Here is a 26041-nt window from a genome sequence, read left to right as displayed (position 1 = left end):
ATTCCCGAAGCGGTCCGCTGGGTCTCCTACGAGGCGTTCACCCGCTCTCTTGGTCGGCTGAGGATCCCCCGGTCGGGGAGAACACGTCTCTCACTCCGAATTTGAAACAGCCCTGGTAGTCCAACGGTCTCTCTGGTGCGTGCGTCGTTCACGGGCTTCGGAGGAGCAGGCGCTGTGGGCGTATGCCCATGTTCCCGGTACCCGTCGCCGCCGCCTGGCTGTCACCGCGTCGGGGTTTGTCATGGGGAGAACCCCGAAGGCAGGCAAGGATCCGTTGTTCGCTGGAGGCTCCTCCTCGTCTTTGCCATGATCTGATTTTCGGAGTTAGTCGTTTTTAGAAGAGTCTGTAGAAAGACATGGTCCGGGACCGCCTGAGATGTTGCCATCCGTGCACACGAAGTGGTTCTCTGAGCGTATGATCATCTCGGAGGCCACCTCGAACTCCCATTCCCCGAAGGCACTTCCGCACCCGACCTTTATCCGGTAGGGGCCTCGGACGTTATCGCGTGTGTAGTGGGCGATGGCAGGGTCTTCGCGGGTCGTCCAGTCAGCCCAGCCCCCAACACGACCAGATGGCTGAACCCAGATGCCTTGCACGGCTCGCCCCGAAGAGCATTCCACGATTCCGTTGACCGTGCGTGGAGTTGAATCTTCGAGGAAGTATGGTATGGAGATTAGGATGAAGACTGCGAGGATCACGAACGCAAGTAGGACGGGAAGCCTTGGAGCAAAGGCGCGGTGTAGTCGTAGACGAAGGAGACGCCACCGGCCGATATCCCACGGTCCTGGTCCCTTGCCAAGATTTTTTCTTTTGATATTTCCGGATGCGTTCATTTGATCTGTTCTGCGATTGTCGCATCGAACAAGAATGCTTGGTGGATCTGAGCATATACACTGCAATATGCCAGAGGGTTCCCGTCAAGATCGTCGAAAGGGCGTGTGGAGCTGGCCTCCCGTGCCATTTCGCCAAGGTCGTCTCTTTTGTAGGACAGGCCAGCCTGTGTCACTGCTTTTTTGATCGCGTGGTTCGATCGTGCGCCGCAGGCCAAGGCCCGCCATAGGGGAAGATGCCGAGGATTGGCCAGCAAAGTCATGCCGAGGGGGATCCAGGGGGCCCCGATGCCTTCCTCTTCGAGTCCCGGATCAATGTACTTCTTTCCTGCTGCAGTTTCCCGTATGGCTTGGTCAAGTCTAGAGCTGCCACTGGTGTTCTTGCGGTAGAAATTCTTCACGCCGAAGTGTTCCTGGGCGTAGCGCATATGGAGGAGGCGTTTGTCGTCGCTTTCGGACCAGAGGGCGGTGCGGACATTGGGCTGCAGGTCGGAGATTGATTTCAAAACCATTAGGCAACTGGCAATGAAGGGTCCATGGGTGATGGATAGTTTCTTCTTCCTCCGATTCTCCTCCAAAGAATCGACTTCTTGAGTGTAAAGAATGTCAACCAAGGCGACGTCGAAGGTGTGTCTATTCAGCGCCTGTCTTGCTTGGTGCGGGTCGCTGGCCGTGTGTACTTGGTGACCTCTCCTGGTTAGTCCCTCTGCAACGTCATCGATGAGTATGGCGTCATCAACCAGAAGAACATCCATCTCATTCCTACGCTTCAGATTCGGGGCCGTGCTCTACGGGAACGTATAGCAAAAGTCGTGCTCCTTCGCCAGGTGTGGATTTAATGGTCAGATCTCCCCCTAGTCTTCGTAGCTCTTTTCGCATGCTGGGCAGGCTGTTTCTTTCGTTATTCAGTTCGTTGGAATTGATCCCGTTTCCCGAGTCTCTAACTTCCAGGTAAAAAACATTTCTTACGCAGTTCGGAGTGAGGAAAACCGGGAGGCTTCCGTGTTGCTGGGCGTTGGTTACGAGTGCAGAGACTGTTCTGTACACCACTTCTCCTGCACGATTCTCCAGAGTGAATGAACCCGAGGGTGCTCTCAATATTATCTGGTCTCGGATCGGTGATGTATTAATGTATTTCCTCAGTAGGCGTAAGACGTTTACATTAGGCATGCGCAAATAGGTGTCTATCTCTGCTTTGCGCATGTTTTTTTCTGCTTCTTCGATCAGTCTTGGTATTTTTTCAAATTCTCCATTCTCAGCCCTTTCTTTTAGGCGGGAAAGAAGGATTATGCTGTCACTGTGAAATAGATTATCAAGGATCTTGAGCTCTCTTTTTGTCTGGTCTGCTTGGTTGTTGGCCGCTTGCTTGCACATGCTGTGCACCGTTCGCCCCGCGACGTAGTAGATGGCTACGTACAGGAATGACATCAAAACCGCCCAAAGATTCTCGGGGGTGAATCGGCCATTTGCACTCAGAATGACTAGTAGTGGGGATATCCCAATGAGTAGGAGCACGCCGAGTTCTGTAGCCAGACGTGTGCCGGGGCTCCGTCCCCAGGGGTACGCGGCCATGACCAGTACGGGGGCGACAGGGTAGCCACACATCTGGACACAGGAAGGGGTGCTTCCGTATTCGCCCTGTGGAATGAGTTGAACCATCAAGAGAGGGGAAAGGAAGGCTGAACAAACCCAGATGGTTGCGCTCACCCAGCCGAGCCCGAATGGTCCCTTGCGCTTGTAGAAGCACCAGCAGGCAAGCCCGGAATGGGTGATCAGGAGAACGAACAGAACCAGTTCTCCGTTTGGGGGGAGGTTGTCGACGATCAGACTGGCGAGGATTGCGGTTCCCTGAGCTGCGAAGGCGAACCATTCACGTTTGGTCACCAGGTCACGAATGATTCTGGAGACGGTGTCCTCGTTGATCGGCGCATCAGTCTGCGAATCCGTCATGCAGCCCCCGGATTGTACGTCATCCTGTCAAGGACATCTGTCCCTCACAGGGTTCGCTGAGCCAGACACGATTGGTGGTGAGCGGTCGTGTAAGGCAGAGGCGACCGCCGGGAGCAGGAGAGGCGCCACGGTGAATGATTCCAAGGACGGGCGTGTCACGTCCAGTGCTGGAGGGGACACGGATGGGCTCATGCCCCACAACGGCCGGATGAACGATCAGGTTGCCGCTACTTCCTCACCAACGAGTGATGGGGCCCACGAATCCGACAGGCAGCGGGTGCATCACTCGATCGACGTGTCCTTCGGTCCGCTGCGTGCACGGTCGTCGGCAGGATTTCCGACGAACTCGTCCACGGAGACGGCGCATGTCGGCATCTGCATGGTCGCGGCAGCGGGCACCGTAGCTCTGGCTGTAGGTGCAGTGGCCGTCGCAGCGGAGGCGCCGTGGTGGGCCGCGGTGGGTGGATCTCTTCTGGCTGCGATGGCAGCCGCCGTCGGTGTGCTCAGGCTGCACCGAGCAGCGCGGCAACGAAGCTGACCTTATGTCGCCTTGTGCAGGTGGCTCGGTGGTGTGGTGCCGACGTATACCGGCACCGCACCACCCTTGTGCGTCTATGGAATAGAAGTTGCTTGAGCACAGGACCCGGCCGCCCGCGGCTCCTGCCGCGGGCGGCCGGGCGGTGGCCGGTGCGTCCTGGCGCGTTGGGCGCACCGGTCCGCTCTAGCCCAGCGGGACGGTGACGCGGGCGGGGGACTCCTCGCCCGAAGCCACCGTCACCCGGTCCCACGGGTCGTTCTCCTCGGCGTAGCGCAGGTCGCCGCTGTCGACCACCACCGCGAGGCGGTGCCCGGCGGGCACGTCCCACACGATGTCCTGGAGGTCGACGCCGACCTGGGCGGGCTCACCGGGGGTGGTGTCGCGCAGGCTGTAGGGCGCGTGCGAGACGAGCGCGCCGCGGCCCCGCTCGTCGATGTCGTACAGGTACACGTACAGCGTCTGGTCGGCTGAGGTCGGCGTGGCCGTGAGCTCCGCCCGCGGGGTGCCCGCGATACGGACGCCGTCGGGGTAGGCGGGGCCGGTCCACACGGCGGAGTGGTAGCGGTCCACCCTGGGCAGGGACACGCCGGTCGGCACGTCGAAGAACTGCTGGAGCGCGCCGGTGAGCAGGATGGTGCCGCTCTGGGCGTTGGTCCCGTACCCGGACCGGTAGCGGTACTCCCAGCCGGTGGCGGGCTCGGCCGCCATGGCGCCCCGGCTCTGCCAGCGGAACCAACTGGTGCTCGGCTTGCCCAGGTAGTACGCGTCGGTGCGGCCGGTCACCGACGCCCAGTCCGCGTGGGAGGTCCAGCCGCCGCCGCTGTTGGGCTTGACGCGCACCGGGTCGGCGGCGGCCGCGCCGTTGTCCTCGCCCAGCAGGTGGTGGTCGAACCAGTCGCCGGCGGCGGACCACACCTCGTCGGGCAGGCCGAGGGCGCCGAAGGCGTCCTGGGTGGCGTGGTCCCCGGGGGTGAGCATGAGTTGCTTGGGGCCCTCCAGAGCCTCGTAGAAGTCGGTGATCTGGTTGGGGTTGAAGATGCCGTCGTTCCAGGTGTGGGCCATCATCACGGCGGTGCCGTTGGCGTTGATCGCGTCGACCTTGTGCATCGCGGAGCGGTCCAGGCTGGCCTCGACGATCGGCGCGACGTTGCCGTCGCGGTACTCCTCCTCGATCATCTGGAGCTTCTCGCCGGGGCTGCCGGTGAGGTTGCCCGCCAGCAGCAGGAGTTCGGCGGCCTGCTCGTTGATGGTCCGGTTCGGGTACAGCGACGCCGCCAGGTCGGCCCACCCGCTGAGGGCGGCGACGGCGTCCACGCGCTCGTCCTCGGCGGCGGTGAGCAGGCTGATGCCCGCGCCGTAGGAGATGCCGGCCATGCCGATCAGGTCGGGGTCGGCGTCGGTGTTGGCCAGGGCCCAGTCGATGACGGCGCTGGCGTCGGCCCGGTCCTCGGGGCCGGCGACCTCGATGCCGCCGCCGGAGTCGTAGAAGCCCCGCGAGGTGTAGGCGACGACCTGGTAGCCGGACTCGTAGGCCAGGCGGTGGGCGGCGCCCACGTAGATGAGGTTGGGGGTGCCCCAGGCGGCGGGCATGACCAGCAGCGGGTGCGGGCCGTCGGTGCCGGGGGTGATGGCCTTGGCGGAGAGTTCGGCGCCGTCGTGGCTCACGATCGTCTCGTGGGTGACGGTGACCGTGGCGGCGGCGGCCGGTGCGGCGGGCAGGAGAGCGGCGGTGAGCAGTGCCGCCGTCCCCGCCGACAGCAGGCGGGTGAGGGCGCGGCGGGTTCGGGAGCGGGAGGGGGGTGTCTCGGTCGCGGTCCGCAAAGCGGGGAACCTCCGGTTCTGGGGGGCAGGGGGAGAGGTTCCGATGGCGCGCGCCTTCGCCATCGGGGGGTCGGTGTGGCGGGGGACACGAGTTACTGTGAGGTAACTTACTAAACAGTAAAGTTAAGGGGTGCGGGCGTGGATGTAAACCCCCCTGAAACCCGGCGGATGCCGGGATCGAGGTCCGGGTGCGGCGGCGGCCCCGGTGCGGGACAATGACCACGTGCGACAACAGCAGCGATCAGTAGTGCTCCTCGGTTCCACCGGCTCCATCGGCACCCAGGCCGTCGACATCGTCCAGCGCAACCCCGACCGCTTCCGCGTGGCGGGCCTGGCGGCGGGCGGCGGCAGGGTGGACCTGCTCGCCAAGCAGGCCGTAGAACTCGGGTCCGGCCTGGTGGCCGTCGCCGACCCCGCCCAGGCTCCAGCCCTGGAGCGCGCCCTCGCCGAGCAGGGCAGCCGCGCCGCCGTTCTCACCGGGGCGGAGGGGGTCGCCGAACTCGCCGGGGCCGAGTGCGACGTCGTGCTCAACGGCATCACCGGGGCCCTGGGCCTGGAGTCCACCCTCGCCGCGCTGCGCGCCGGGCGTAGGCTCGCCCTGGCCAACAAGGAGTCGCTGATCATCGGTGGTCCCCTGGTGCGGGAGGCGGCCTGCCCCGGGCAGATCGTCCCCGTCGACTCCGAGCACTACGCCCTGGCCCAGTGCTTCCCCCGCGTGCCCGAGGGCGAACTGGCCAGCCTCGCTCAGGGACACCTGCACGCTCGCCGCGACGAGGTGCGCCGCCTGGTGGTCACCGCCAGCGGCGGCCCCTTCCGGAACCGGAGACGCGACGAACTGGCCTCCGTCACCCCCGAGGACGCGCTGAACCACCCCACGTGGAGCATGGGGCCGGTCATCACCGTCAACTCCGCCACCCTGGTCAACAAGGGGCTGGAGGTCATCGAGGCCCACCTGTTGTTCGACATCCCCTTCGACCGCATCGACGTGGTCGTCCACCCGCAGTCCGTCGTGCACTCGATGGTCGAGTACGTGGACGGCTCCACCATCGCCAAGGCCAGCCCGCCCAGCATGGCCATCCCGATCGCCCACGGGATCGGCGCCCCGGACCGGGTGCCCGAGGCCGGGCCGGGCCTGGACTTCACCCGTGCCCAGGAGTGGACCTTCCAGCCGCTGGACCACGAGGCCTTCCCCGCCGTGCGTCTGGCCGCCGAGGTGGGGGCGGCGGGCGGTACGGCCCCGGCCGTCTACAACGCCGCCAACGAGGAGGCGGTCGACGCCTTCCTCAAGGAAAACCTCGCGTTTCCGGCCATCATGGACACCGTGTCGCGGGTAGTCTCTGAACATCAGCGGTCGGAGCGACCCCCGGTCGGCCCCCCGGCCCGCCTGACCCTGGACGACGTGTACGCCGCCGACACCTGGGCCCGCGTGCGTGCGCGTGAACTTCTGACGGGCCGGAGCTGAACACCGGTTGAGGAGAGCTGCATGGTCGCGTTGATGACCGCGATCGGGATCGTCCTGTTCGTGTTCGGACTGCTGTTCTCGATCGCCTGGCACGAACTGGGCCACCTCTCGACGGCCAAGATGTTCGGCATCAAGTGCACCGAGTACATGGTCGGCTTCGGCAAGACCCTGTGGTCCTTCCGCAGGGGCGAGACCGAGTACGGAGTCAAGGCCGTTCCGCTCGGCGGCTACGTGCGGATGGTCGGCATGATGCCGCCCGCCCGCAGGACCGGCGGCGACCGGCCGCTCTCCCGCTGGCGGGCCATGGCCGAGGACGCGCGCGAGGCCTCCTTCGTCGACCTGGGCCCCGAGGACCAGGACCGGCAGTTCTACCAACGGGCGCCGTGGAAGCGGCTCATCGTCATGTTCGCCGGGCCGGGCATGAACCTCGTCCTCGCCGCGATCCTGCTCGGCGTGCTGTTCATGGGCCTCGGTATCCCGCAGAGCACCAGCACCATCGGCGCGGTCACCGAGTGCGTCGTCCCCGCCACCAGCACCGCCACCGAGTGCACCGGCGAGCACCCGCCGACCCCGGCGGCGGAGGCGGGCCTGGCGGCCGGCGACACCATCGTCGAGGTGGACGGCGTGCCCACCCCCGACTGGAACAGCGCCAGCCAGGAGATCCGCCACTCCCTGGGCACCACCGAGATCGTGGTCGAGCGCGACGGCGAGCGCCTCCCCCTCGACGTCGACATCATCGAGAACGAGCTGCCCGCGCGCGACGCCGAGGGCGAGATCCTCTACGAGACCGACGCCGACGGCGACTGGGTCCACGACGACCAGGGCTACCGCGTCTACCAGACCGAGACCGTGGGCTTCCTCGGGATCGTGTTCACCCAGGAGCGGTCCACCCTCACCCTGGGCGAGTCCGCCGCCGAGATGGGCGGCATGCTGGTGAGCGTGGGCCGGGCCCTCATCGACCTGCCGGGCAAGGTGCCCGAGGTGTTCGCCGCCGCCTTCCTGGGCGAGGAGCGCACCCAGGACTCCCCGGTGGGCATCGTCGGCATCTCCCGCATCGGCGGCGAGATCATGTCCCAGGGTCTGCCCGTGGCCGACACCGCCGCGATCATGATGCAGATGCTGGCCGGGGTGAACCTCTTCCTGTTCGCCTTCAACCTGGTGCCCATCCTGCCGCTGGACGGCGGCCACATGGCGGGCGCGCTCTGGGAGTGGCTCAAGCGCGCCTGGTCGAAGATGACCCGCCGCCCGGCCCCCGCCCCGGTGGACGTGGCGATGCTGACACCGGTGGCCTACGTGGTGGTGGCGTGCTTCCTGGTGTTCAGCGTGGTGCTGCTCATCGCCGACCTGTTCAACCCCGTGCGGCTCTTCGGCTGACGCCGGAGAGTGAACGCGGGGTTGCGTGAGGGGGAAGATCGGGCCGCCGACGCCCGTTGAGGGAGGTGGCGGACGGTTTCGGCCCCTTGGTCCCCGCGCTGCGGGTAACCTGGGCCCACGCTCTCGGCGGCGGCCCGGCGATTCGGTGCCGCGGGCGCGGTACCGTGCCCGACGGCCGTGCGCCCTGTGTTCTCGCATCCGGACGAATCAAGGCCGCCCCCTCACGGCGGCAGACGACGAGGTGAATCAAGCGTGTCCGTCGATCTCGGTATCCCCGTAACCCCGCCGCGTCCCCTGGCGACCCGGCGCGTGTCGCGGAAGATCATGGTCGGCAACGTCCCCGTGGGCGGGGACGCGCCCGTGTCCGTGCAGTCGATGACCACGACCCGCACCTCCGACATCAACTCCACCCTCCAGCAGATCGCCGAGCTGACCGCCGCCGGCTGCCAGATCGTGCGCGTGGCCGTGCCCACCAACGACGACGCCGACGCGCTGCCGATCATCGCGAGGAAGTCGCAGATCCCGGTCATCGCCGACATCCACTTCCAGCCCAAGTACGTGTTCGCGGCCATCGACGCAGGATGCGCGGCCGTGCGCGTCAATCCCGGCAACATCAAGAAGTTCGACGACAAGGTCGCCGAGATCGCCAAGGCCGCCGGCGAGGCGGGCACGCCCATCCGGATCGGGGTCAACGCCGGCTCGCTCGACAAGCGGCTGCTGGAGAAGTACGGCAAGGCCACGCCCGAGGCGCTCGTGGAGTCGGCGCTGTGGGAGTGCTCGCTCTTCGAGGAGCACGGGTTCCGCGACATCAAGATCTCGGTCAAGCACAACGACCCGGTCGTGATGGTCAACGCCTACCGGCTGCTGGCCGCCAAGTGCGACTACCCGCTGCACCTGGGCGTCACCGAGGCTGGTCCGGCCTTCCAGGGCACCATCAAGTCGGCCGTGGCCTTCGGTGCCCTGCTCTCGGAGGGTATCGGCGACACCATCCGCGTCTCCCTGTCGGCGCCCCCGGCCGAGGAGGTCAAGGTCGGCGCCCAGATCCTGGAGTCGCTGGGCCTGCGCGAGCGCGGCCTGGAGATCGTCTCCTGCCCCAGTTGCGGCCGCGCCCAGGTGGACGTGTACACGCTCGCCGAGGAGGTCACCGCCGGCCTGGAGGGCATGGAGGTGCCGCTGCGCGTGGCCGTCATGGGCTGTGTGGTGAACGGCCCGGGCGAGGCGCGCGACGCCGACCTCGGGGTGGCCTCGGGCAACGGCAAGGGACAGATCTTCGTCAAGGGCGAGGTCATCAAGACCGTCCCGGAGTCGCAGATCGTGGAGACCCTCATCGAGGAGGCCATGCGCATCGCCGAGGAGATGGGCGAGTCCGTCGAGCCCGGAGAGCCCACCGTCGCCGTCGCGGGCTGAGGCCGCACCGGACACACGCTCCGGGGGCGGGGCCGGGAGAGCCCGGCCCCGCCCCTCGTGTGCCGGGCGGCTGTGGCCGGGAACGCTTGCACCGGGTGAAAGCCCTGCCGCGTCGAGCGGTGCGGGTCACGTGCCACGGTGATCCGTGCCACTGGCGAAGGGGTGGTGGGATCTCCCGGGCGCTCGGTTCGGGCCCGGCGGTGCGTTGATCCGCATCGCCGACACGGATCGGGTGCGCTGTGTGCTTTTCATTCAGCTATGGGCGAATCATGGGCATGCCGCCGAAGAGGGAGCCCCGGGGCCCGTGTCGCTTCCCGTTTTCACTCTCCGTCGTGATGACAATGCAGAGAGAGGCCACGGTGGGGGAGGACACGGATGCGACGACGAACCCGGGCAGCCGTCTCCGCGGGAGTCCTCCTGGCCGCGTTCGCCACGGCAGCCCCGGCCACAGCCCAGGACCCGGCCCCCGACACGGAACAGGCCGCACCCGGCCTCGCCTGGGGGCCCTGCGCGGACCTGGAGGCCGTTGAGGGCGAGGCCCTGGAGTGCGCCCGCCTGGAGGTCCCCCTGGCCCGGACCGCCGACGGCGCGCCCGCCGACGGATCGGGGGCCACCGTCGAACTCGCGCTGAGCCGGGTGCCCGCCACCGGCACCCCCGAGCGCACCCTCCTCGTCAACCCCGGCGGTCCCGGAAGCCGCGCCCGGCACTGGGCCGCGCACACCGCCCGCCGCATGCCCGCCGAACTCCGCGAGAGCTACGACGTTGTCGCCTTCGATCCCCGCGGCATTGGCGCCTCCACCCCCGGCATCGTCTGCGACCCCGGTCACCTGGCCCCCGTCCGGCCCGACACGGTGCCCGCCGACGCCTCCGCGGAGGAGGCCCTGCGCGAGGCGGCAGCGGCCTACGCCCGCGCCTGCGGGGAGAACACCGGGGCGCTGCTCGACCACATGCGCACCGAGGACACCGCCCACGACCTCGACGCCGTCCGCGTCGCCCTGGGCCGCGAGCGGATCGACTACCTCGGCTACTCCTACGGCACCTATCTCGGCACGGTGTACTCCGCCCTCTACCCGGAACGGGTCCGTGCGCTCGTGCTGGACAGCGCCGTCGGCCCGGACACCCCCTGGTACGAGAGCAACCACCGCCAGAGCCGCGCGCTGGACCGCGCCATCGGCAACTTCTTCGCGTGGACCGCCCGGCACGACGGCGTCTACCGCCTGGGCACCACCGAGCGCGCGGTCGCCGACGCCTACTACCGCCTGCGGTCGGAACTGGCCGACGCACCGGACGAGGGCACCGTCGGCCCCACCGAACTGGAGACCGCGGTCCTCGTGGCCGCCTACACCGACGCCGTCTGGCCCGCGGTCGCCCGCGCCCTGTCCTCCCGCGTCAACGACGGCGAACCCGCCGCCCTGGTCGACCTGCACACACGCTTCGGCGAGGCGCCCGAGGGCGATCGCGCCTACGGCGGCTACCTGGCCGTGCAGTGCACTGACGCGCACTGGCCCGACGACTGGGGCACCTGGCGCGGCGACGCCGCCAAGGCACACGTGGCGGCCCCCTTCATGGGATGGCACAACACCTGGTACAACGCTCCGTGCGTGGACTGGCCCGCCGAGTCCGGGGACTGGTTCCAGGTCGGGGACGGCCCGGGGGAGCACTCCGCCTACACCGGCCCCGCCCTGATCGTGCACGGGACCGAGGACGGTGCCACCCCCATCGAGGGCGCCCACGCCCTGCGTGCCCGCCTGCCCGGATCGGTCCTGGTCACCGAGGACGGCGGGAGGGTCCACGGCATCACCTTCGGCGGCAACACCTGTGTGGACGAGACCGTCACCGCCTACCTGCGCGACGGGCGCCTGCCCGAGCGCACCGGCAGGGGGCCCGACACCGCCTGTGCGGCCCGGAGCGCACCCGCCCCCCGCACCGGGCAGGGTGCCCCGGCCACACGGGCCGACCCCGTCGGCCCGGTCCGGCTGGAGCGCTCCGATGAGTGCCGACAGCCGGTCTAATACTCTGGAAGCGGTGCGAACCGGCTCTGGCCCTCCCTTCCGGCGCGCATCGCAGGATCGACAACGATGGGGGATACGCGATGCTTCGGACCACGCCGGTACGGATCCTCGGAGAGCGGGACCGGCCGGCCGTCAGGGCGATCCTCGACACCGATCCCGTGGGCAACGTCTTCGTCGCCTCGCGGCTGAGGGCCACGCGCATCTCCTCGGGCTTCAGCGGCACCGAACTGTGGGGGCACGTCGAGGACGGACGCCTGGACGCCCTGTGCTACTCCGGTGCCAACCTGGTCCCGATCAACGCCGGACCGTCCGCGATCCGCACCTTCGCCGACCATGCCCGCTGGCGCGGGCGCCGCTGCTCCTCCATCGTCGGCCCGGTCGAGGCCGTCAACGACCTCTGGGAGCAGCTCGCCCCCTCCTGGGGCCCCGCACGCGCCATCCGCGCCAGCCAGCCCGTCCTGGAGATCGACGGCCCCCCGGCCGTGCGTCCCGACCCCGCCGTGCGTCGTGTCCGCCGCTCCGAGATGGACATCCTGCTGCCCGCCTGCGTCGCCATGTTCACCGAGGAGGTGGGGGTCCCGCCGGACTCCGGCGACGGCGGCGCCCTCTACCGTGCCCGGGTCGAGGAACTCGTCCGCGGTCGACGGGCGTTCGCCCGGATCGAGGACGGGCGCGTGGTGTTCAAGGCCGAGATCGGCGCGGTCACCCCGCAGGCCTGCCAGGTCCAGGGCGTGTGGGTCCACCCCGAGCTGCGCGGCCGAGGCTACTCCGCCGGGGGGATGGCGGCCGTGGTCCGCTACGCCCTCGCCGAGATCGCCCCCCGTGTCACGCTCTACGTCAACGACTTCAACACCGCGGCGCGCGCCACCTACCGCAGAGTGGGCTTCCGCCAGGTGGGCGAGGTCATGTCGGTGCTGTTCTGAGAAGGCCGACCCGCACGGCCGTGAGCTTCACGCGGAGCTCCACCGCGCTGTGCGCGACGGTGCACCGCGCGAACCGGTAACGGTAGCGGTGATCGGTCCCCGACCGGTGCCTGCCGGTCGAACGATCGCGCCACGCAGTGTGTCGCACGTCACCTCATGGTGGTCGCGGTGTGTACCCTGATCCCTGTCCGCAAAGAGGGGGAACACGCGGCGGAGCCGTAGGGCCGATCCCGGCCGCGCCGAAACCGGGTGTGCCGTCCCTGCCCCGGACCACCCTTGTCTAAGGTTGTGTGCTGTAGGCGGCGCACCCCGCGCGTCCGTCGCGGGTGAGGGGAGTGACCGGATGGCGGAGACGAGGCAGCTCCGGGAACAGGTGTCCTCGGACGCGCCCGGATTCCGCGGCACCGAACCCCTCCCCCCCGGGACCGAGGCCGGGGACCCCTCCGGCGACGCCACCGACCACACCGTCTGGAGCTGCGCGGGCAACCTCACCGCCATCAGGTCCATCCGCTCCCGCGTCCGTGGGTTCCTCTCGGGGAAGGGGCACGGCGACGACGCCCTGGACGACGCCGAACTGGCCGTCAGCGAACTCGCCACCAACGCGCTCCTGCACTCGCGCTCGGGGCAGAGCGGCGGCGTCATGACGCTCTTCCTGCGCTCGGGGCACGGGCGGCTCCGCGTCGCCGTCGCCGACCAGGGCGAGCGCGAGGGTGACGGCGGGTACACCCGCGAGGACGGCGAGGACTACGGCCGCGGACGGTTCATCGTCGACAACTGCGCCACGCGCAGCGGGGAGTACCGGGCCGGGACGACCCACGTCGCCTGGTTCGAGATCGACGACCCGGCCCCCTCATGACGCCGGTCGGTGCTCGCCGCACCCGCGCCGACGCGGGTGCCGGGCGGCCCTCTCCTAGCGTCCGCTTCCTGGCGCCGGGTGCGCCACCCTGACGGGGTCGGGCTCGCACAGGACCGTCACCCGGCGCCCCTCCGGCAGGGGCGCGTCGGCACCGGCCACGACGCAGGCGCCGGTCCACAGCGCCAGGGCCACCAGGGCCACGCGCGTGGGCTCGTCGCCGCGCTCGTCGACCGCCACCACGTCGTCGGCCGACAGCGCCAGCCGGTCGCGCAGGAGCGAGAAGCGCCCCATCAGGTCGCTGTGCGGGTACAGGGTGGCCAGCACCCCGTCACTGGTCCGCTCATAACCCAGGATGCCGTTGTCGAAGAGCCCCCGTGAGGGGTGGTAGCCGCTGCCGTCCGGGCTGGGGCGCAGCAGTTCGTCGAAGGGCGTGGTCCCCAGCGCGTCGCCGAAGGCGATCACCTGGCGCACCCGCGAGCGCTCGGCCAGCTCCAGCGCTGTGGGGGCCAGGTCCGCGGTGACCAGGAGCAGGCGGGCGTCGGTCTCGGCCAGGATCGCGCCCTGGGTCTCCAGGTCGGACGAGGTCGACAGCGGCAGTGCCCGCCCCCCGACACTCATCACCGTGTACGTGGCCAGGAGGCGCTCCGGCGAGACCGGGGCGAGGATCCCCACCACGTCGCTGAAGCACATGCCCCGGTGGCTCAGTCCCGCCGCGGCCCGCTCCACCGTTGCGGCGAACGTCAGCGCCTCCACCCTGCTGCCCCGGCCGCGGATCGTCCCGCCCAGCGCGGGGCGCAGCCGGAGCCGCTCGCATAGCCCGCCGGTCAGGGATCCGATGGGATCGTCCCTGCGCGGCAGGTGGCGTCCTGGTCGTTGCGGTCCCGAAATCAGCCCTACCCCCATGCAAACCCCAACTCTGCCGTGGCGCTGTGGCGACCCGGGCTCGCCATGCCCCCTCCACGTGGCGAGCCCGGGTCACATCCGCATCCGGTGCGGACACACGTCCTGATCTCCGGGACGCGACGCTTCCGGAGCGGTCCTTCCGGCCCGGGGCGGGCCGGTGTCACGGGTCCGTTCCCCAGTTGCCTGAAGCTTAGCGTCTTCACGGTTGAATGCACATGCACTATGCGGTGCATATGCATATGTAGATTCGGGAAACGCCCAGGACCGTGCCGGAGCGCCGGGTACCGGAGCCTTCAGCTCGCGGTGCCGTTGCGCTCCACCCAGTCCGTGATCTGGCTGCGTGAGTTGAACCCCATCTTGCGGTTGATGTTGGCCACGTGCCGCGCCGCCGTCGACGGCGTGATGAAGAGCGCCCGGGCGATCTCCGGGTTGCTCTTGCCGGCGCTCACCAGGCGCGCGATCTCCCACTCCCGCCGAGTGAGGCTCGGCTGAGCACCGTTCGCCGCCGCCGGAGCCGCGGTGGACGCGCCGCTCCGGGCACCCCGGGTGCCCCGGGAGGTGCCCTTCCCGCGCGTCGGGCCGTGCCCGTTGCCCTCCTCGGCCAGTCGCTCGGCCTCCTGGACCGCCTCGGACAGATCCATCTCCCGGCCGTGCTCCCACCAGCCGATCAACTGCCGTTTGCGGCGGCGGAGCCGCTCGGCGTCCCCGAACGGCCACGGCGCCCGCTCGGGGTCCCGGCCCAACTGCTCCCGGACGGCCGCCGCCGCGCCGGCGATGCGGCAGGCCCGTTCCTTCTCGCCGCCGTCGAAGGCCACCCGCGCGATCGCGGTCAGCGCTCGCGCGGCGTCGGCCCGCTGGCCCGCCGCGTGGCTCAGGCCCAAACCCTCGCTCAGGTAGTCGTAGGCCTGCTCACTGCGGCCCTGCGCGTGGGCGACACGGCCGATCCCGGCCAGGCAGCGCGCCTCGTCGGGGACCGAACCGATGACCCGTTGGGTGTCCAGGGCCTCCCGGAAGGAGCGGTCCGCGGTCACCAGGTCGCCGCCGGCCTCCGCCGCGACGGCCTGGCCCATGAGCATGACGCCGACGCCCCAGCGGTGGTCCATACCCCGCAGAAGCGTGAGCGCGGCGTTGAAGTACTGGTCGGCGACGGTGAGGTCGCCCTGCTGCGCGACCAGGGCCGCCCGGGTGCCCAGGGCGATCGCCTCGCCGAACAGGTCTCCGGAGTCGCGGCACAGCCGCAGGGCCTCCTCGACACGCACGGCCGCCCGGTCACAGGACCGGGTGCGCACCTCCACGAGCGCGAGCATGTTCAGGCACACGCGCACGAACAGTTCGTCCCCGGCCTCTCGGGACAGCCTCAGTCCCTGCTCGCCCAGCTCCAGGGCCCGGTCGTCGTCGCGTCGCACACGCGCCAACTGCGCCCGGCAGACCAGGGCGTGCGCCCACGACGGCGCCTTGGCCGCCTCGTCGGGCTCCATGAACCGGTCCATCCACAGCTCGCCCTCGAAGGCGTTGTGGTAGCTCATCCAGTGGGAGGTCAGGCCCGCACACAGGCTCAGCCCCGCTTCGAGGGCCCCCTGCCCGTGCACCCGGTGCAGCACCGAGCGCAGCGTCTCGTACTCGGTCCTGATCCGCTGCCGGTCGAGGTCCCGGTCGGCCCAGGGCATCGGTTCGCTCACCCCGACCCGTCGGCTGAGCCCCTCCACCAGCCGCAGCATCCGGTCCCGCAGCCGCTCGTGGAAGTCCGCCTCCTCCCCGCGCGCCGACAGCAGCCCCTGGGCGAACCGCAGAACGGCCCCCGTGAGCCGGTAGCGCACCCGGCCCTCGACCTCTCCGCACACGGTGACCAGGCACCGGTTCAGAAGGGAGGAGAGCAGGTCGAGGATGTCGGCCTCCGGTACCTCGGAGTCCGCGCACACCTGCTCGGCCAGCTCCAGGTCCCAGCCGCGGAACACCGACAGCCGGGCCAGCAGCGCCTGTTCCGGCCCCGTCAGGTCCTTGTGGACGAAGGCCAAGACCAGCGGCAGTACGTCGCTGCGCGCCACCGCCTGCCCCGGACCGGGGCGTGCGGTGGGTGAGGCCAGGTGTTCCCGCAGCCCCGCGGCGAGCGCGTCGAGGCCCATCCCCGGGGCACTCGCCCCGAGCACCTCGATGCCCATGGGGACACCGCCGACCAGGTCGCACAGCTCCGCCACCGTCCCCCACTCGTGGGAGGAGACCGAGAACCTGGGGTCGCGCGCCCGGGCCCGGTCGGTGAACAGGCGCACCGCCTCCGCGCCCGCCGGGTCGGGCGGAGGGGCGCCGCGCGCCGCCACCGGCATGGCCATCGGAGGCACCCGCCACACGGTCCCGCCCGTCAGGTGGACCGGCTCCCGGCCGGTCAGCAGCAGCGCCACCCCCGGGCAGGTCTCCAGCAGGGTCTCGCAGACCCCGGCCACCTCGTCGGCCGCGCGGTCGCAGGGGTCCAGCACCAGCAGGAGCCGACGCGGGCGCAGGGCCGCCAGAACGGTCGCCGACAGCGGTCGTCCGGGCTCCTCGATCACCCCCACGGCCTCGGCGATGCGCACGTAGACCTCGGAGGCGCAGGAGGCGTCGCCCAGTTCGGCGAACCACACCCCGTCGGGGAAGGACACCGTCGCCTGCTCGGCCACACGCAGCGCCAACCGGGTCTTGCCGATGCCTTCGGAGCCGCACAGGCTGACGGAGCGGCGTGTGTCCAGGAGCCGGAGCAGGTCACTCAGGTCCCGCTCACGACCCACGAACCCGGTACCCGGCCGGGGGAGGTTGTGGCGTGCGGGCGCGGTCAGAGGTGCCATGGCCTTCAATGTAGGGGCGGTCGGGGAGGGCCCCACCCGGGGACGGAAGGGGTTGCGGACGGTGTCGGGAGGAGGGACTCTCGGGTTTCTGGTTTAGCGCGTGCACGCGCACTGTGCAAGTGCTTCTGCGCGTTCCGGCGCGCCCCGGGCTCAGTCCTCGGCGGAGGTCCAGCCGGTCAACTGCGTCCTGGAGGAGATGGAGAGTTTTCTGAAGATGTTGGCGATGTGCCGGGCCGCGGTGGCCTGACTGATGATGAGCCGTTCGGCGATCTCCCGGTTGGACAGACCCGTCTCGGCGAGTTCGGCCACCTCACGCTCCCGGGGTGTCAGGGACGAGGGCCCGCCCGAACGGGGGAAGGCCAGGGCCCGGTCGCGTACCTGCTCCAGGGGCAGGTGCCGCCAGGCGTTCCAGGAGTCGGCGGCCGCGGAAGCGCCCACCTGCCGCTCCACCACCGATCTCAGCCGGACGGTCTCGGCCGACGGCCGGCCCAGCGACGTCCGCAGGTCGGAGGCCACCCCCGCCAGGGCCCCCGCGCGCTCGGCCTCGCCTTCGGCCAGCGCCAGGTCGGCGAGCGCCTCCAGAGCCCGCGCCACGGCGATCCGCTGTCCCGACGCGAAACTCACCAGCAGGCACGTCGTCAGGGGCTCCTGGGCCTCCAGGGTCTCCCCCTCGGCGAGGTGGAGGCGGCCCAGCTCCCGGGCGCAGCGCGCCGTGGCAGGTGCCGCACCCAGTTCGGTGAAGACCTCCAGGGCGTCCGAGAGCAGTGCGCGGGCCCGCACCGCCTCGCCCCGCTCGGCCGCGATCGACCCCAGCCCGTGCAGTCCGCGCGCCACCGTCCACCGGTCGCCCAGCTCCTCGGCCGCCGTGATGGCGAGCTCCAGGTGTTCGACGGCCCGGTCGGCCTCCCCGCGGCGCCTGCACAGCAGGGCCCGCACGGTGAGGAGCGCGGCGTCGGTGACGGGGTCGTTGGCCCGCCGCGCCCACCTCCACGCCTGTTCGGCGTGCTCGTAGGCCTCGTCCGTGGACCCCGTGCGCAGGGCCAGCTCCGCGAGGGCGGTCAGTGCGGAGGCGGCGGCCCCCGGTTCGCGGCAGGCACGAGCGGCCTCCAGAGCCGACCGGGCCAGGGCGAAGACGCGGGGCGCGGAGTCCAGTTCCAGGCGCAGTTCCGCCTGGAGCGCGAGGGCCCGGGTGCGCAGGACCGGCGGCTGGCCGTCGGGATCGGTCTCCAGCACCCGCTCCAGGACGCGGCTGCCCTCGGCCGAGAGGTCGCGGACCGTCCAGTAGGGGCGCAGTGCCACACACACGCGCAGGGCGTCCTCCACCCGTCCGTGGGCCACCGCCCACTCCACGACCCGCGTGTGGTTCTCCCGGTGGTGGTCCATGAAGCGCACCAGGCCCAGGCGCTCCCCCCAGGGCATCGGTTTGCCCACGTCCGCGGCCCGGGCCTCCAACCAGTGGACGAGGTGCCGCAGGTACCGCTCCCACCGCTCTTCCTCCCCGCCCCCGGCGGCCAGCCGCTCGGCGGCGTAGGCGCGCACGGTCTCCGTGAGCCGGTAGTGGGCGGTGCCGTTCACCTCGGCGTCCATCACCACCAGGGACTTGTCCAGGAGCGAGAAGTGCAGCGGCAGGATGTCGGCGGGGTCCACACCGTCTCCGGAACACACTTCCTCGGCCGACTCCAGGCACCAGGTGGTGAACACCGACAACCGGTGCAGCAGGAGCTGCTCGGGCTCCGTCAGCAGGTCGTGGCTCCACTCCAGCACCGCGCGCAGGGTGCGCTGGCGCGGGGGGAGGTCCTCGGAGCCGTCGCTGGTGAGCAGCCGGAACCGGTCGTCGAGCCTGTGCAGGATCTGCTGGACGGAGAGCACCCGCACCCGGGCCGCCGCCAGTTCGATGGCCAGCGGCACGCCGTCCAGGATCCGGCAGATCTCCGCGATGTAGCCGGAGTTCTCCCGCGTCATCTCGAACCCGCCCGAGCGGGCCGCGTGGGCCCGGGTGACGAACAGGCGCACTGACTCGTAGCGCCGGGGGAGCGGGGCGGGGTCGGCCGCGTTCGGGTCCGTGGGCGTGGGCCGTGCGGGCAGCGACAGGGGCGGCACCCGCCAGATGTTCTCCTCCGGGATGTGCAGGGGCTGGCGGCTCGTCGCCAGGATGCGGACCCGGGGGCAGTGCCGCAGGATCTCCCGGCACAGCTCGGCCATCGACTCCACGGCGTGCTCGCAGGTGTCCAGCAGCAGGAGGAGGTCCTGGGTGCGCAGCGCCGTGATGACCGCCTCCAACGGAGTGCGGGAGTCGTCCTCGACCGCCTGGAGGCCGACCGCCACCGCCGCCAGCACCTGGCGGTGGGTGGCGGCCTCGCTGAGGTCGATGAAGCGCACACCGTCGGGGAAGCGGCGCAGGACGCGTTCGGCCAGGTGGAGGGCGAGACGGGTCTTGCCGATACCGCCGGTTCCGGTCAGCGTGACCATCCTGGCGGTGCCCAGGATTCTGCTCAGATCGATGATGTCGCGCTCACGGCCGACGAATCGGACGAACTCGCCTGCCGACAGGGGAAGGTTGTGGCGGGGGTGGGACATGGCCTCGATTTACCTGATCTCCCGGAGGATGCTCCGGCCTTCAGGCCGGGGAGGAACCCGGTCCGCCGCGCAGCGGCACATGCGCTGGACATGTCCATGTCTGGCACCACCGGGCTTTTTGCTCATACTTGGATTCCTCGTAAGGTTTCGTGCATGCGAACGGCGTGCAAGTGTCGGGCCTCCCCGACCCCCGCACAGGCGACCCAGTTGGGCCGCACGTTCGGGTGCGTGCTCCTGGTGTGGAACAAGACCCTGGCCGAACGGCACGCCGCGTACCACCAGCGGGGCGAGAAGACCCCCTACGGGCAGACCGGCCGGGCGCTGACCGGGTGGAAGAAGACCACCGATCTGGCGTTCCTGTCCGAGGTGTCCTCCGTCCCCCTCCAGCAGACGCTCCGCCACCAGCACACGGCCTTCCAGAACTTCTTCTCCGGCCGTGCCCGCTCCCCCCGGTTCAAAAGCCGCAGTAGTCGCCAGAGCGCGCACTACACCCGCAGCGCGTTCCGTGTGCGCGACGGCCGCCTGACGCTGGGCGAGTTCCGCCGCCGACTGGAGTACAAGGCCGCCCGCCGCGGCCGCACCCTGGCCGTGGCGGACCGGTGGTTCCCCTCCGCCAAGACGTGCGCGCACTGCGGGCACCTGCTGGACACACTGCCGCTGGGCACCCGGTTCTGGGCGTGCCCCCGCCGCCGCGCCCGGCACGACCGGGACGTCAACGCGGCCAAGCACATCCTTGCGGCTGGTCGAGCCGCAGTCCGCGCACGCGCGGGCGACGCCTGTGGAGCTGGTGTCAGACGGCAAGGGCCCTCCCTTCCGCGATCGGCAACGAAGCAGGAAGCCGCTGCCGCGAGGCAGTCCACCTAGGGTGGAACCGTCCCTCCGGGGACGGCCGGACCCCCTCCCTTCAGGGAGGGGGAAGTCAATCGGACGGCGGATCGGTCCGCCGCGCGCCCAGGGCGCCGCGGGCGAAAAGGACACGGTCTTTGTGCCGAGTGTCGCACCGGACGCCCGTACCTGTCTCCACATTGGCCGGTTTCGGCACAAGCGGTCCGAAACCGCCCATGCCGACCGCGAACGTGCTACGGTGCGGCCACACCAGGCCACCGCTCCGGGCTCCAGGTCGAGGGGTCGGCGGGGCCCTGCTCGCCTGACTCCAGGTCCTTCACCTCGTGCCCGCCGTCGGCACCGAACGGCGGGAACCACACGAAGGGGACGCCCTTCTTCGCGGCGTACTGGATCTGCTTGCCGACCTTGGCGGCGGAATGGAAGACCTCGGTGTTGAAGCCCCGCTCACGCAGGAGAGCTCCGGTGCGCAGGGCCTCGGACCGCTGCTCGGCACCGGGCACCACGACCACCACGTCGGTGGGGCAGGCGCGCCCGGGCACGATGCGGCCCTCCGCCACGAGCTTGGCGAAGATCCTGGTCAGACCGATGGAGATGCCCACACCCGGCAGGCGGCGGCGGATGAACTGCCCGGCCAGGTCCTCGTAGCGTCCGCCCGCGCAGATGCTCCCGTAGCCGGGGTCGTCGTCGAAGGAGGCCTCGTAGACCGTGCCGGTGTAGTAGTCCAGCCCGCGGGCGATGGACAGGTCGGCGATTACGTCGCCCTCGGGCAGGTCGGCGAGGTCGCCCAGAACGAAGGAGAGCTCCTCCAGCCCCTCGTCGAGCAGGTCGGAGGAGACCCCCAGGGCCCGGACCCGTTCGACGGCGTCCGCCCCGCGCACGCGTGCCAGCGACAGGCAGGCGTCGGCCTGTCCGTCATCGAGGCCCTCGCCCAGGAGGATCTCGCGCACGCCGTCGTCGCCGATCTTGTGCAGCTTGTCCACGGCGCGGATGACCGCGACCGGGTCCTTGATGCCGAGCCCCTCGTAGAAGCCCTGGAGGACCTTGCGGTTGTTGACGTTGAGCGTCCAGGCGGGCAGGTCCAGGCCGCTGAGCACCCCGTGCACGATCCGTGGCAGCTCGGCGTCGAAGTGCAGCGGCACCGAGTCGACGTTGATCACGTCGATGTCGCACTGGGTGAACTCGCGGAACCGGCCCTCCTGAGGGCGCTCACCGCGCCACACACGCTGTATCTGGTAGCGCTTGAACGGGAAGGCCAGCTCGTTGAAGTGCTGGGCGACGTAGCGGGCGAAGGGCACCGTGAGGTCGAAGTGCAGCCCGAGCCTGGCGTCGGTGTCGTCCTTGGCTTCGGCCTGGAGCCGCTGGAGCGTGTAGACCTCCTGGGAGGTCTCGCCCTTGGCCGTCAGGACGTCCAGGTTCTCCACCGACGGCGTCTCCACCGAAGCGAACCCGAAGGACTCGAACCCGGCCCGGATATGGTCCAGCCAGCGCTGCTCCACGGCCCGGACCTGGGGGGTCCACTCGGGGAAACCGCTGATGGGGGTGGGGCGGACGACACGCTGCTGGGACATGTGGGGTTCTCGGCTCCCTCGGGAGAGATCGACGGGTGTGCTCCGCTCCCCGCGCGGACCGCCGGATGCGGCACGGGGGAGGGGATGGTGTCCATCCTAGAGCCAACCGCGCGGCGGAGGCCGTGAGCCGTGCGGCGGTACCCCGCCGGCCCGCGTGGACGGGTGCGGGCCGACGGGGCGCCGCCCCCGCGGTGGCCGCGGGCTCGTGCCAGGAGCTGTCCGCGGCCGCGCTTCGGTGGGGGCAGCATCCACCGTAGACTCCGCCACTGGTCGGGGGCAGGTCCGGACACGGCCGGATACGGTCGCTCACAATCAGGTAAAGACGCCCACACGGTGCGGGAACCGGTGTAGGCCCGTGAACTGCCGTCGGGGACGGGGCGAAGCACGCGATTCCCGTCCCTGTGCGTCTTTCTCTCCCGAAACGCCCTCACCGACGGTGATCCGGTGCTAGGTTCCAGGCACGGTGCCCCCGGCCGCGGTTCGGATCCGGGGCGCCCTGCCCTCCACGGCCCGGCCCCGGTGATCCGGGTCCCCGGCCGCACTCCCGGCTCTTCCCGTGAGGACCCAACGGTGATCCACGCAGCCAGCAACGCCAGCCACGGCCGAACAGTGACCGGACTGTCCACGAAGATCATCGTGGCCGGCGGGTTCGGGGTCGGCAAGACCACCTTCGTCGGCGCCGTCTCCGAGATCCCGCCGGTACGGACCGAGGCCGCGGTCACCGCGGCCAGCGCCGGTGTCGACGACCTCTCCCACACGCCGGACAAGACCAGCACCACCGTGGCGATGGACTTCGGCCGTATCTCCCTGGAGACCGACCTGACGCTGTTCCTGTTCGGGACCCCCGGACAGCAGCGGTTCTGGTTCATGTGGGACGACCTGGTCAGAGGTGCTCTGGGTGCCGTGGTCCTGGCCGACACCCGGCGCCTGGAGGACACCTTCCAGGCACTGGACTACTTCGAGCGCCAGTACCGAATCCCCTTCGTCATCGCGGTCAACGACTTCTCGCCCGAGAGCCCCTACACGGCCGACGACCTGCGCGACGCCCTCGACCTCACCCCCGACGTGCCCGTCGTCCACTGCGACGCCCGCGACCGCAACTCGGTCGTGGGGGTGCTGGTCACCCTCGTCAAGCACGCCATGGTCGTGGAGTCCCGGCAGCGCTCGGTCCGCCAACCCGTCTAGTTGTGTTTCGCCGCCCCAGGCCCGCCACCGTCCTCGTGCCGCTTCCAGCCGTGGCCTGTGAACCGGACGGCTCAGGGGTGCGGGGGAAGCGAGGGCTTGCGCCCGGCGTTACCCTGGCGTGGTGTTCGGACGAATGGCGGAAAGCGTACGCCGACTCCTGGGCAAACCCGGAGCGGTGGACCTGCGGCCCTATACCAAGCTCCTGCCGGCGATCGAGGCCGAGGAGGATGGTCTGCGTGAGCTCGGCGACGACGAGCTGACGGAACGGGCCATCGAACTCGGGAACGCCGAGCTTCCCTACGAACGTGACGACCTCGTGTCGCTGTGCGCTGTGGGCCGTGAGGCCGCGCGGCGCGCGCTGGACGAGCGCCCCTTCGACGTGCAACTGCTCGGCACGATGGCCCTGCTCGACGGCCGCGTCGCGGAGATGGCCACCGGTGAGGGCAAGACCCTCGCGGGCGCCCTGGCCGCCGCCGGGTTCTCCCTGCGCGGCAAGCGGGTGCACGTCCTGAGCGTCAACGACTACCTCGCGCGCCGCGACGCGGAGTGGATGCGTCCGCTCTACGACATGCTCGGTGTGAGCGTCGGGTGGATCAACGAGGACTCCGCGCCCGAGGAGCGCGCCGAGGCCTACTCGTGCGATATCACCTACGTGTCCGTCAGCGAGCTCGGCTTCGATGTCCTGCGTGACCGCATGGTCACCGAGATCGCCGACCGCGTCGTCCCGGTGCCCGAGGTCGCGATCGTCGACGAGGCGGACTCCGTGCTGGTCGACGAGGCGCGCGTCCCCCTGGTGCTCGCCGGGGCGGCGGAGAGCGTGGCCGCGGACGTGGAGATGGCCGACGTCGTCCGGACGCTCAGCCCGCGACTGCACTACGAGGTCGACGGCGAGGGCCGCAACGTCCAGCTCACCGACGCCGGTATCGACGCGGTGGAGAAGGCCCTGGGCGGTGTGGACCTCTACTCCGAGGACGACACCACTGTCCTCCCTCAGGTCAACCTGGCGCTGCACGCCCACGTCCTGCTCCAGCGCGACGTCCACTACGTCGTGCGCGACGGCGAGGTGCGCCTGATCAACGAGTCCCGCGGTCGGATCGCGCTGCTCCAGCGCTGGCCCGACGGGCTCCAGGCCGCGGTCGAGGCCAAGGAGAAGGTGGCCCTCAGCGAGACCGGCGAGGTGCTCGACTCCATCACCGTCCAGTCCCTGGTGCTGCGCTACCCCACGCACGCGGGCATGACCGGTACGGCGATGGCCGTGGCCGAGCAGCTCCGCGAGTTCTACGAACTCGAGGTCGCCGTCATCCCCTCCAACAAGCCGTGTGTGCGCGAGGACCACGGCACGCGCCTGTACGCCACGCGCGAGGAGAAGGAGGACGCGCTCGTCGAACGGGTCGAGGAGGTCCACAGGACGGGCCGTCCGATCCTCATCGGCACGCAGGACGTGGCCGAGTCGGAGGTGCTCGCCGGGCGTCTGGCCGAGGCGGGCCTGGAGTGTGTGGTCCTCAACGCCAAGAACGACGCCGACGAGGCGTCGATCATCGCAGAGGCCGGCACCTACGGGGCGATCACGGTCTCGACCCAGATGGCCGGGCGCGGCACCGACATCCGGTTGGGCGGCAGCGACATGTCCGACCGCGAGCGCGTGGTGGACACCGGTGGTCTCTACGTCATGGGGTTCGGGCGCTACCCCAGCAGCCGCCTGGACGGGCAGTTGCGGGGGCGTGCGGGGCGCCAGGGCGACCCCGGCGACTCCGTCTTCTTCGTCAGCATGGACGACGACCTGCTGGTCAACCACGCCTCGGAGACCACCGGGTACCGGACCGCGGACGATGGTGAGATCACCGACGAGGGGTGGCTGGCCCAGGTCGACCACGCCCAGCGGGTCTCCGAGGGGCAGTTGCTGGAAGTGCACCGCAACACGTGGCGCTACAACCAGCTCATCGACGTGCAGCGCGACGTGGTCCTGGAGCACCGGGAGAAGGTGTTGACCGGCGACGAGGGCGACCGCACCATCGCCGCCGACCGCAGGGAGCGCCACGCCGCATTGGTCGAGGAGCTCGGCGGGGAGGAGGTCGCGCAGGCGGCCCGCCTGATCACCCTCTACCACCTGGACCGCGGGTGGACCGACCACAACGCCTTCCTGTCCGAACTGCGGGAGGGCATCCACCTGAGGTTCCTGGGCCGCAGGGACCCGCTGGACGAGTTCAACCGCGAGGCGGTGCCCGTCTTCAAGGGCTTCCTGGACGAGGCCCGGGAGCGGGCCGCCGACAGCTTCGCCGAACTGGAGGTGCGCGAGGGCGGGCTGGACGTCGGCGACGTGGGGGTCAAGCGCCCGTCCATGACGTGGACGTACATGGTGCATGACCACCCGTTCAGCTCCGCACTGGAGACCCTGGTGGGCCGGCTCAAGGGCGGCAGGGGATCCTCCAACGGCGATTGACCGGGGCCGCTGTTTCGGCGGGTGCGCGGGTCGGGACCAAAGTCCCGCCCGCGCATTACTTTTGTCAGATCCTTCGTTCGAAATGTCGATGCGGCCCGAAGGTTCGGTGTGGCATTGCCGGTTCCGGGTTAACATGGCGGAGTTTTCAACGGAATCCGAGACGGTGAGACTGAGGCCACAGTGGTTCATGAGATCGGCGAGCAGGAGAAGATCAGTTACGGGAGAAACGATCGTTTCGAGGGCGGTCCAGTGGGCGGTGGTCAGTTCTGGATCGCCGAGGACGGCGAGCCTGTCGCCAAGATCGGCGGTCCCAAAGAGTGGCGCCCCACCCCGATGATCGACGTCCGTGTGGGCGATGTCTTCACCGTTGGCGGCCGGGCCTGGAAAGTCACGGATATCGTCGACGCCGACGCGCCCACGGCGTATCTCTTGGCGACACGGATCAGTTGATCGCGGGCCCCGGAAACCGGGGCCTTTTCCTTGTTTTCGGATAGGAATAGCAACCCCCTGACACGTTTTCGTTCCCGCTGC

Annotated in this window: 17 protein-coding genes; 10 read left to right on the top strand and 7 right to left on the bottom strand. The window is 69.8% G+C overall.

The features are described from left to right. Positions 1–830 precede the first annotated feature (830 nt). From B042_RS25685 to B042_RS0111220, 3 genes are all read right to left on the bottom strand, one after another. Positions 831–1586: a hypothetical protein gene (locus B042_RS25685; protein ID WP_155989026.1), complete on the bottom strand. Its 756-nt coding sequence runs from the start codon at positions 1584–1586 to the stop codon at positions 831–833. 7 nt (positions 1587–1593) lie between these two features. Continuing rightward, a complete protein-coding gene (locus tag B042_RS25680) occupies positions 1594–2781 on the bottom strand; it encodes an ATP-binding protein (protein ID WP_155989024.1) in 1188 nt (395 codons plus the stop codon). Between the two features lie 721 nt (positions 2782–3502). Then, on the bottom strand, positions 3503–5203 hold the full coding sequence (locus tag B042_RS0111220) for a CocE/NonD family hydrolase (protein ID WP_081748737.1): 1701 nt from the start codon (positions 5201–5203) through the stop codon (positions 3503–3505). A 184-nt stretch (positions 5204–5387) separates the two neighbouring features. On the opposite strand from B042_RS0111220, the gene dxr reads away from it, so the two are divergent. The 6 genes from dxr to B042_RS0111190 all read left to right on the top strand — a co-directional run bounded on the left by dxr (position 5388) and on the right by B042_RS0111190 (position 13175). After that, entirely contained in the window at positions 5388–6602 is a 1215-nt protein-coding gene (dxr, locus tag B042_RS0111215) for a 1-deoxy-D-xylulose-5-phosphate reductoisomerase (protein ID WP_028648369.1), read from the top strand. Positions 6603–6623: 21 nt separating this feature from the next. Next, on the top strand, positions 6624–7976 hold the full coding sequence (locus tag B042_RS0111210; protein ID WP_028648368.1) for an RIP metalloprotease: 1353 nt from the start codon (positions 6624–6626) through the stop codon (positions 7974–7976). A 252-nt stretch (positions 7977–8228) separates the two neighbouring features. Beyond that, positions 8229–9383: a flavodoxin-dependent (E)-4-hydroxy-3-methylbut-2-enyl-diphosphate synthase gene (gene ispG / locus B042_RS0111205; RefSeq protein ID WP_028648367.1), complete on the top strand. Its 1155-nt coding sequence runs from the start codon at positions 8229–8231 to the stop codon at positions 9381–9383. Positions 9384–9758: 375 nt separating this feature from the next. Further along, positions 9759–11396 (top strand): alpha/beta hydrolase, encoded by a 1638-nt coding sequence (locus tag B042_RS0111200; RefSeq protein ID WP_028648366.1) that lies wholly within the window; start codon positions 9759–9761, stop codon positions 11394–11396. An 80-nt stretch (positions 11397–11476) separates the two neighbouring features. Next, positions 11477–12319 (top strand): GNAT family N-acetyltransferase, encoded by an 843-nt coding sequence (locus tag B042_RS0111195; RefSeq protein ID WP_028648365.1) that lies wholly within the window; start codon positions 11477–11479, stop codon positions 12317–12319. Between the two features lie 343 nt (positions 12320–12662). Beyond that, positions 12663–13175, top strand: a complete 513-nt coding sequence (locus B042_RS0111190) for an ATP-binding protein (RefSeq protein ID WP_028648364.1) — start codon at positions 12663–12665, stop codon at positions 13173–13175. Positions 13176–13229: 54 nt separating this feature from the next. Here B042_RS0111190 and B042_RS22865 read toward each other — a convergent pair whose 3' ends face one another. From B042_RS22865 to B042_RS0111175, 3 genes are all read right to left on the bottom strand, one after another. After that, positions 13230–14078, bottom strand: coding sequence for an AMP-binding protein (locus B042_RS22865; protein ID WP_036554710.1), 849 nt, complete (start codon positions 14076–14078; stop codon positions 13230–13232). A 293-nt stretch (positions 14079–14371) separates the two neighbouring features. Further along, positions 14372–16894, bottom strand: coding sequence for a LuxR C-terminal-related transcriptional regulator (locus tag B042_RS0111180; RefSeq protein WP_231493936.1), 2523 nt, complete (start codon positions 16892–16894; stop codon positions 14372–14374). A 150-nt stretch (positions 16895–17044) separates the two neighbouring features. Then, on the bottom strand, positions 17045–19471 hold the full coding sequence (locus B042_RS0111175; protein ID WP_028648362.1) for a LuxR C-terminal-related transcriptional regulator: 2427 nt from the start codon (positions 19469–19471) through the stop codon (positions 17045–17047). A 153-nt stretch (positions 19472–19624) separates the two neighbouring features. Between B042_RS0111175 and B042_RS0111170 the strand changes: the two genes are divergently transcribed. Continuing rightward, positions 19625–20335, top strand: a complete 711-nt coding sequence (locus tag B042_RS0111170) for a zinc ribbon domain-containing protein (RefSeq protein WP_028648361.1) — start codon at positions 19625–19627, stop codon at positions 20333–20335. Between the two features lie 215 nt (positions 20336–20550). On the opposite strand, the gene hisS is transcribed toward B042_RS0111170, so the two are convergent. Beyond that, complete coding sequence (hisS, locus tag B042_RS0111165; protein ID WP_028648360.1) at positions 20551–21885, bottom strand: histidine--tRNA ligase; 1335 nt, start codon at positions 21883–21885, stop codon at positions 20551–20553. 570 nt (positions 21886–22455) lie between these two features. Here hisS and B042_RS0111160 point away from each other — a divergent pair. The 3 genes from B042_RS0111160 (at position 22456) to B042_RS0111150 (ending at position 25960) form a co-directional block, all read left to right on the top strand. Next, on the top strand, positions 22456–23070 hold the full coding sequence (locus tag B042_RS0111160) for an ATP/GTP-binding protein (protein ID WP_028648359.1): 615 nt from the start codon (positions 22456–22458) through the stop codon (positions 23068–23070). Positions 23071–23203: 133 nt separating this feature from the next. Then, positions 23204–25510: an accessory Sec system translocase SecA2 gene (gene secA2 / locus B042_RS0111155; RefSeq protein ID WP_028648358.1), complete on the top strand. Its 2307-nt coding sequence runs from the start codon at positions 23204–23206 to the stop codon at positions 25508–25510. 180 nt (positions 25511–25690) lie between these two features. After that, positions 25691–25960, top strand: coding sequence for a DUF6406 domain-containing protein (locus B042_RS0111150; RefSeq protein ID WP_028648357.1), 270 nt, complete (start codon positions 25691–25693; stop codon positions 25958–25960). The last annotated feature ends 81 nt before the right edge of the window (positions 25961–26041 follow it).

Source organism: Nocardiopsis sp. CNT312 (assembly GCF_000515115.1).
GTDB lineage: Bacteria > Actinomycetota > Actinomycetes > Streptosporangiales > Streptosporangiaceae > Nocardiopsis.
The sequence above is the reverse complement of the archived record's forward strand: the minus strand, read 5'-3'. Positions and strand labels throughout refer to the sequence as shown.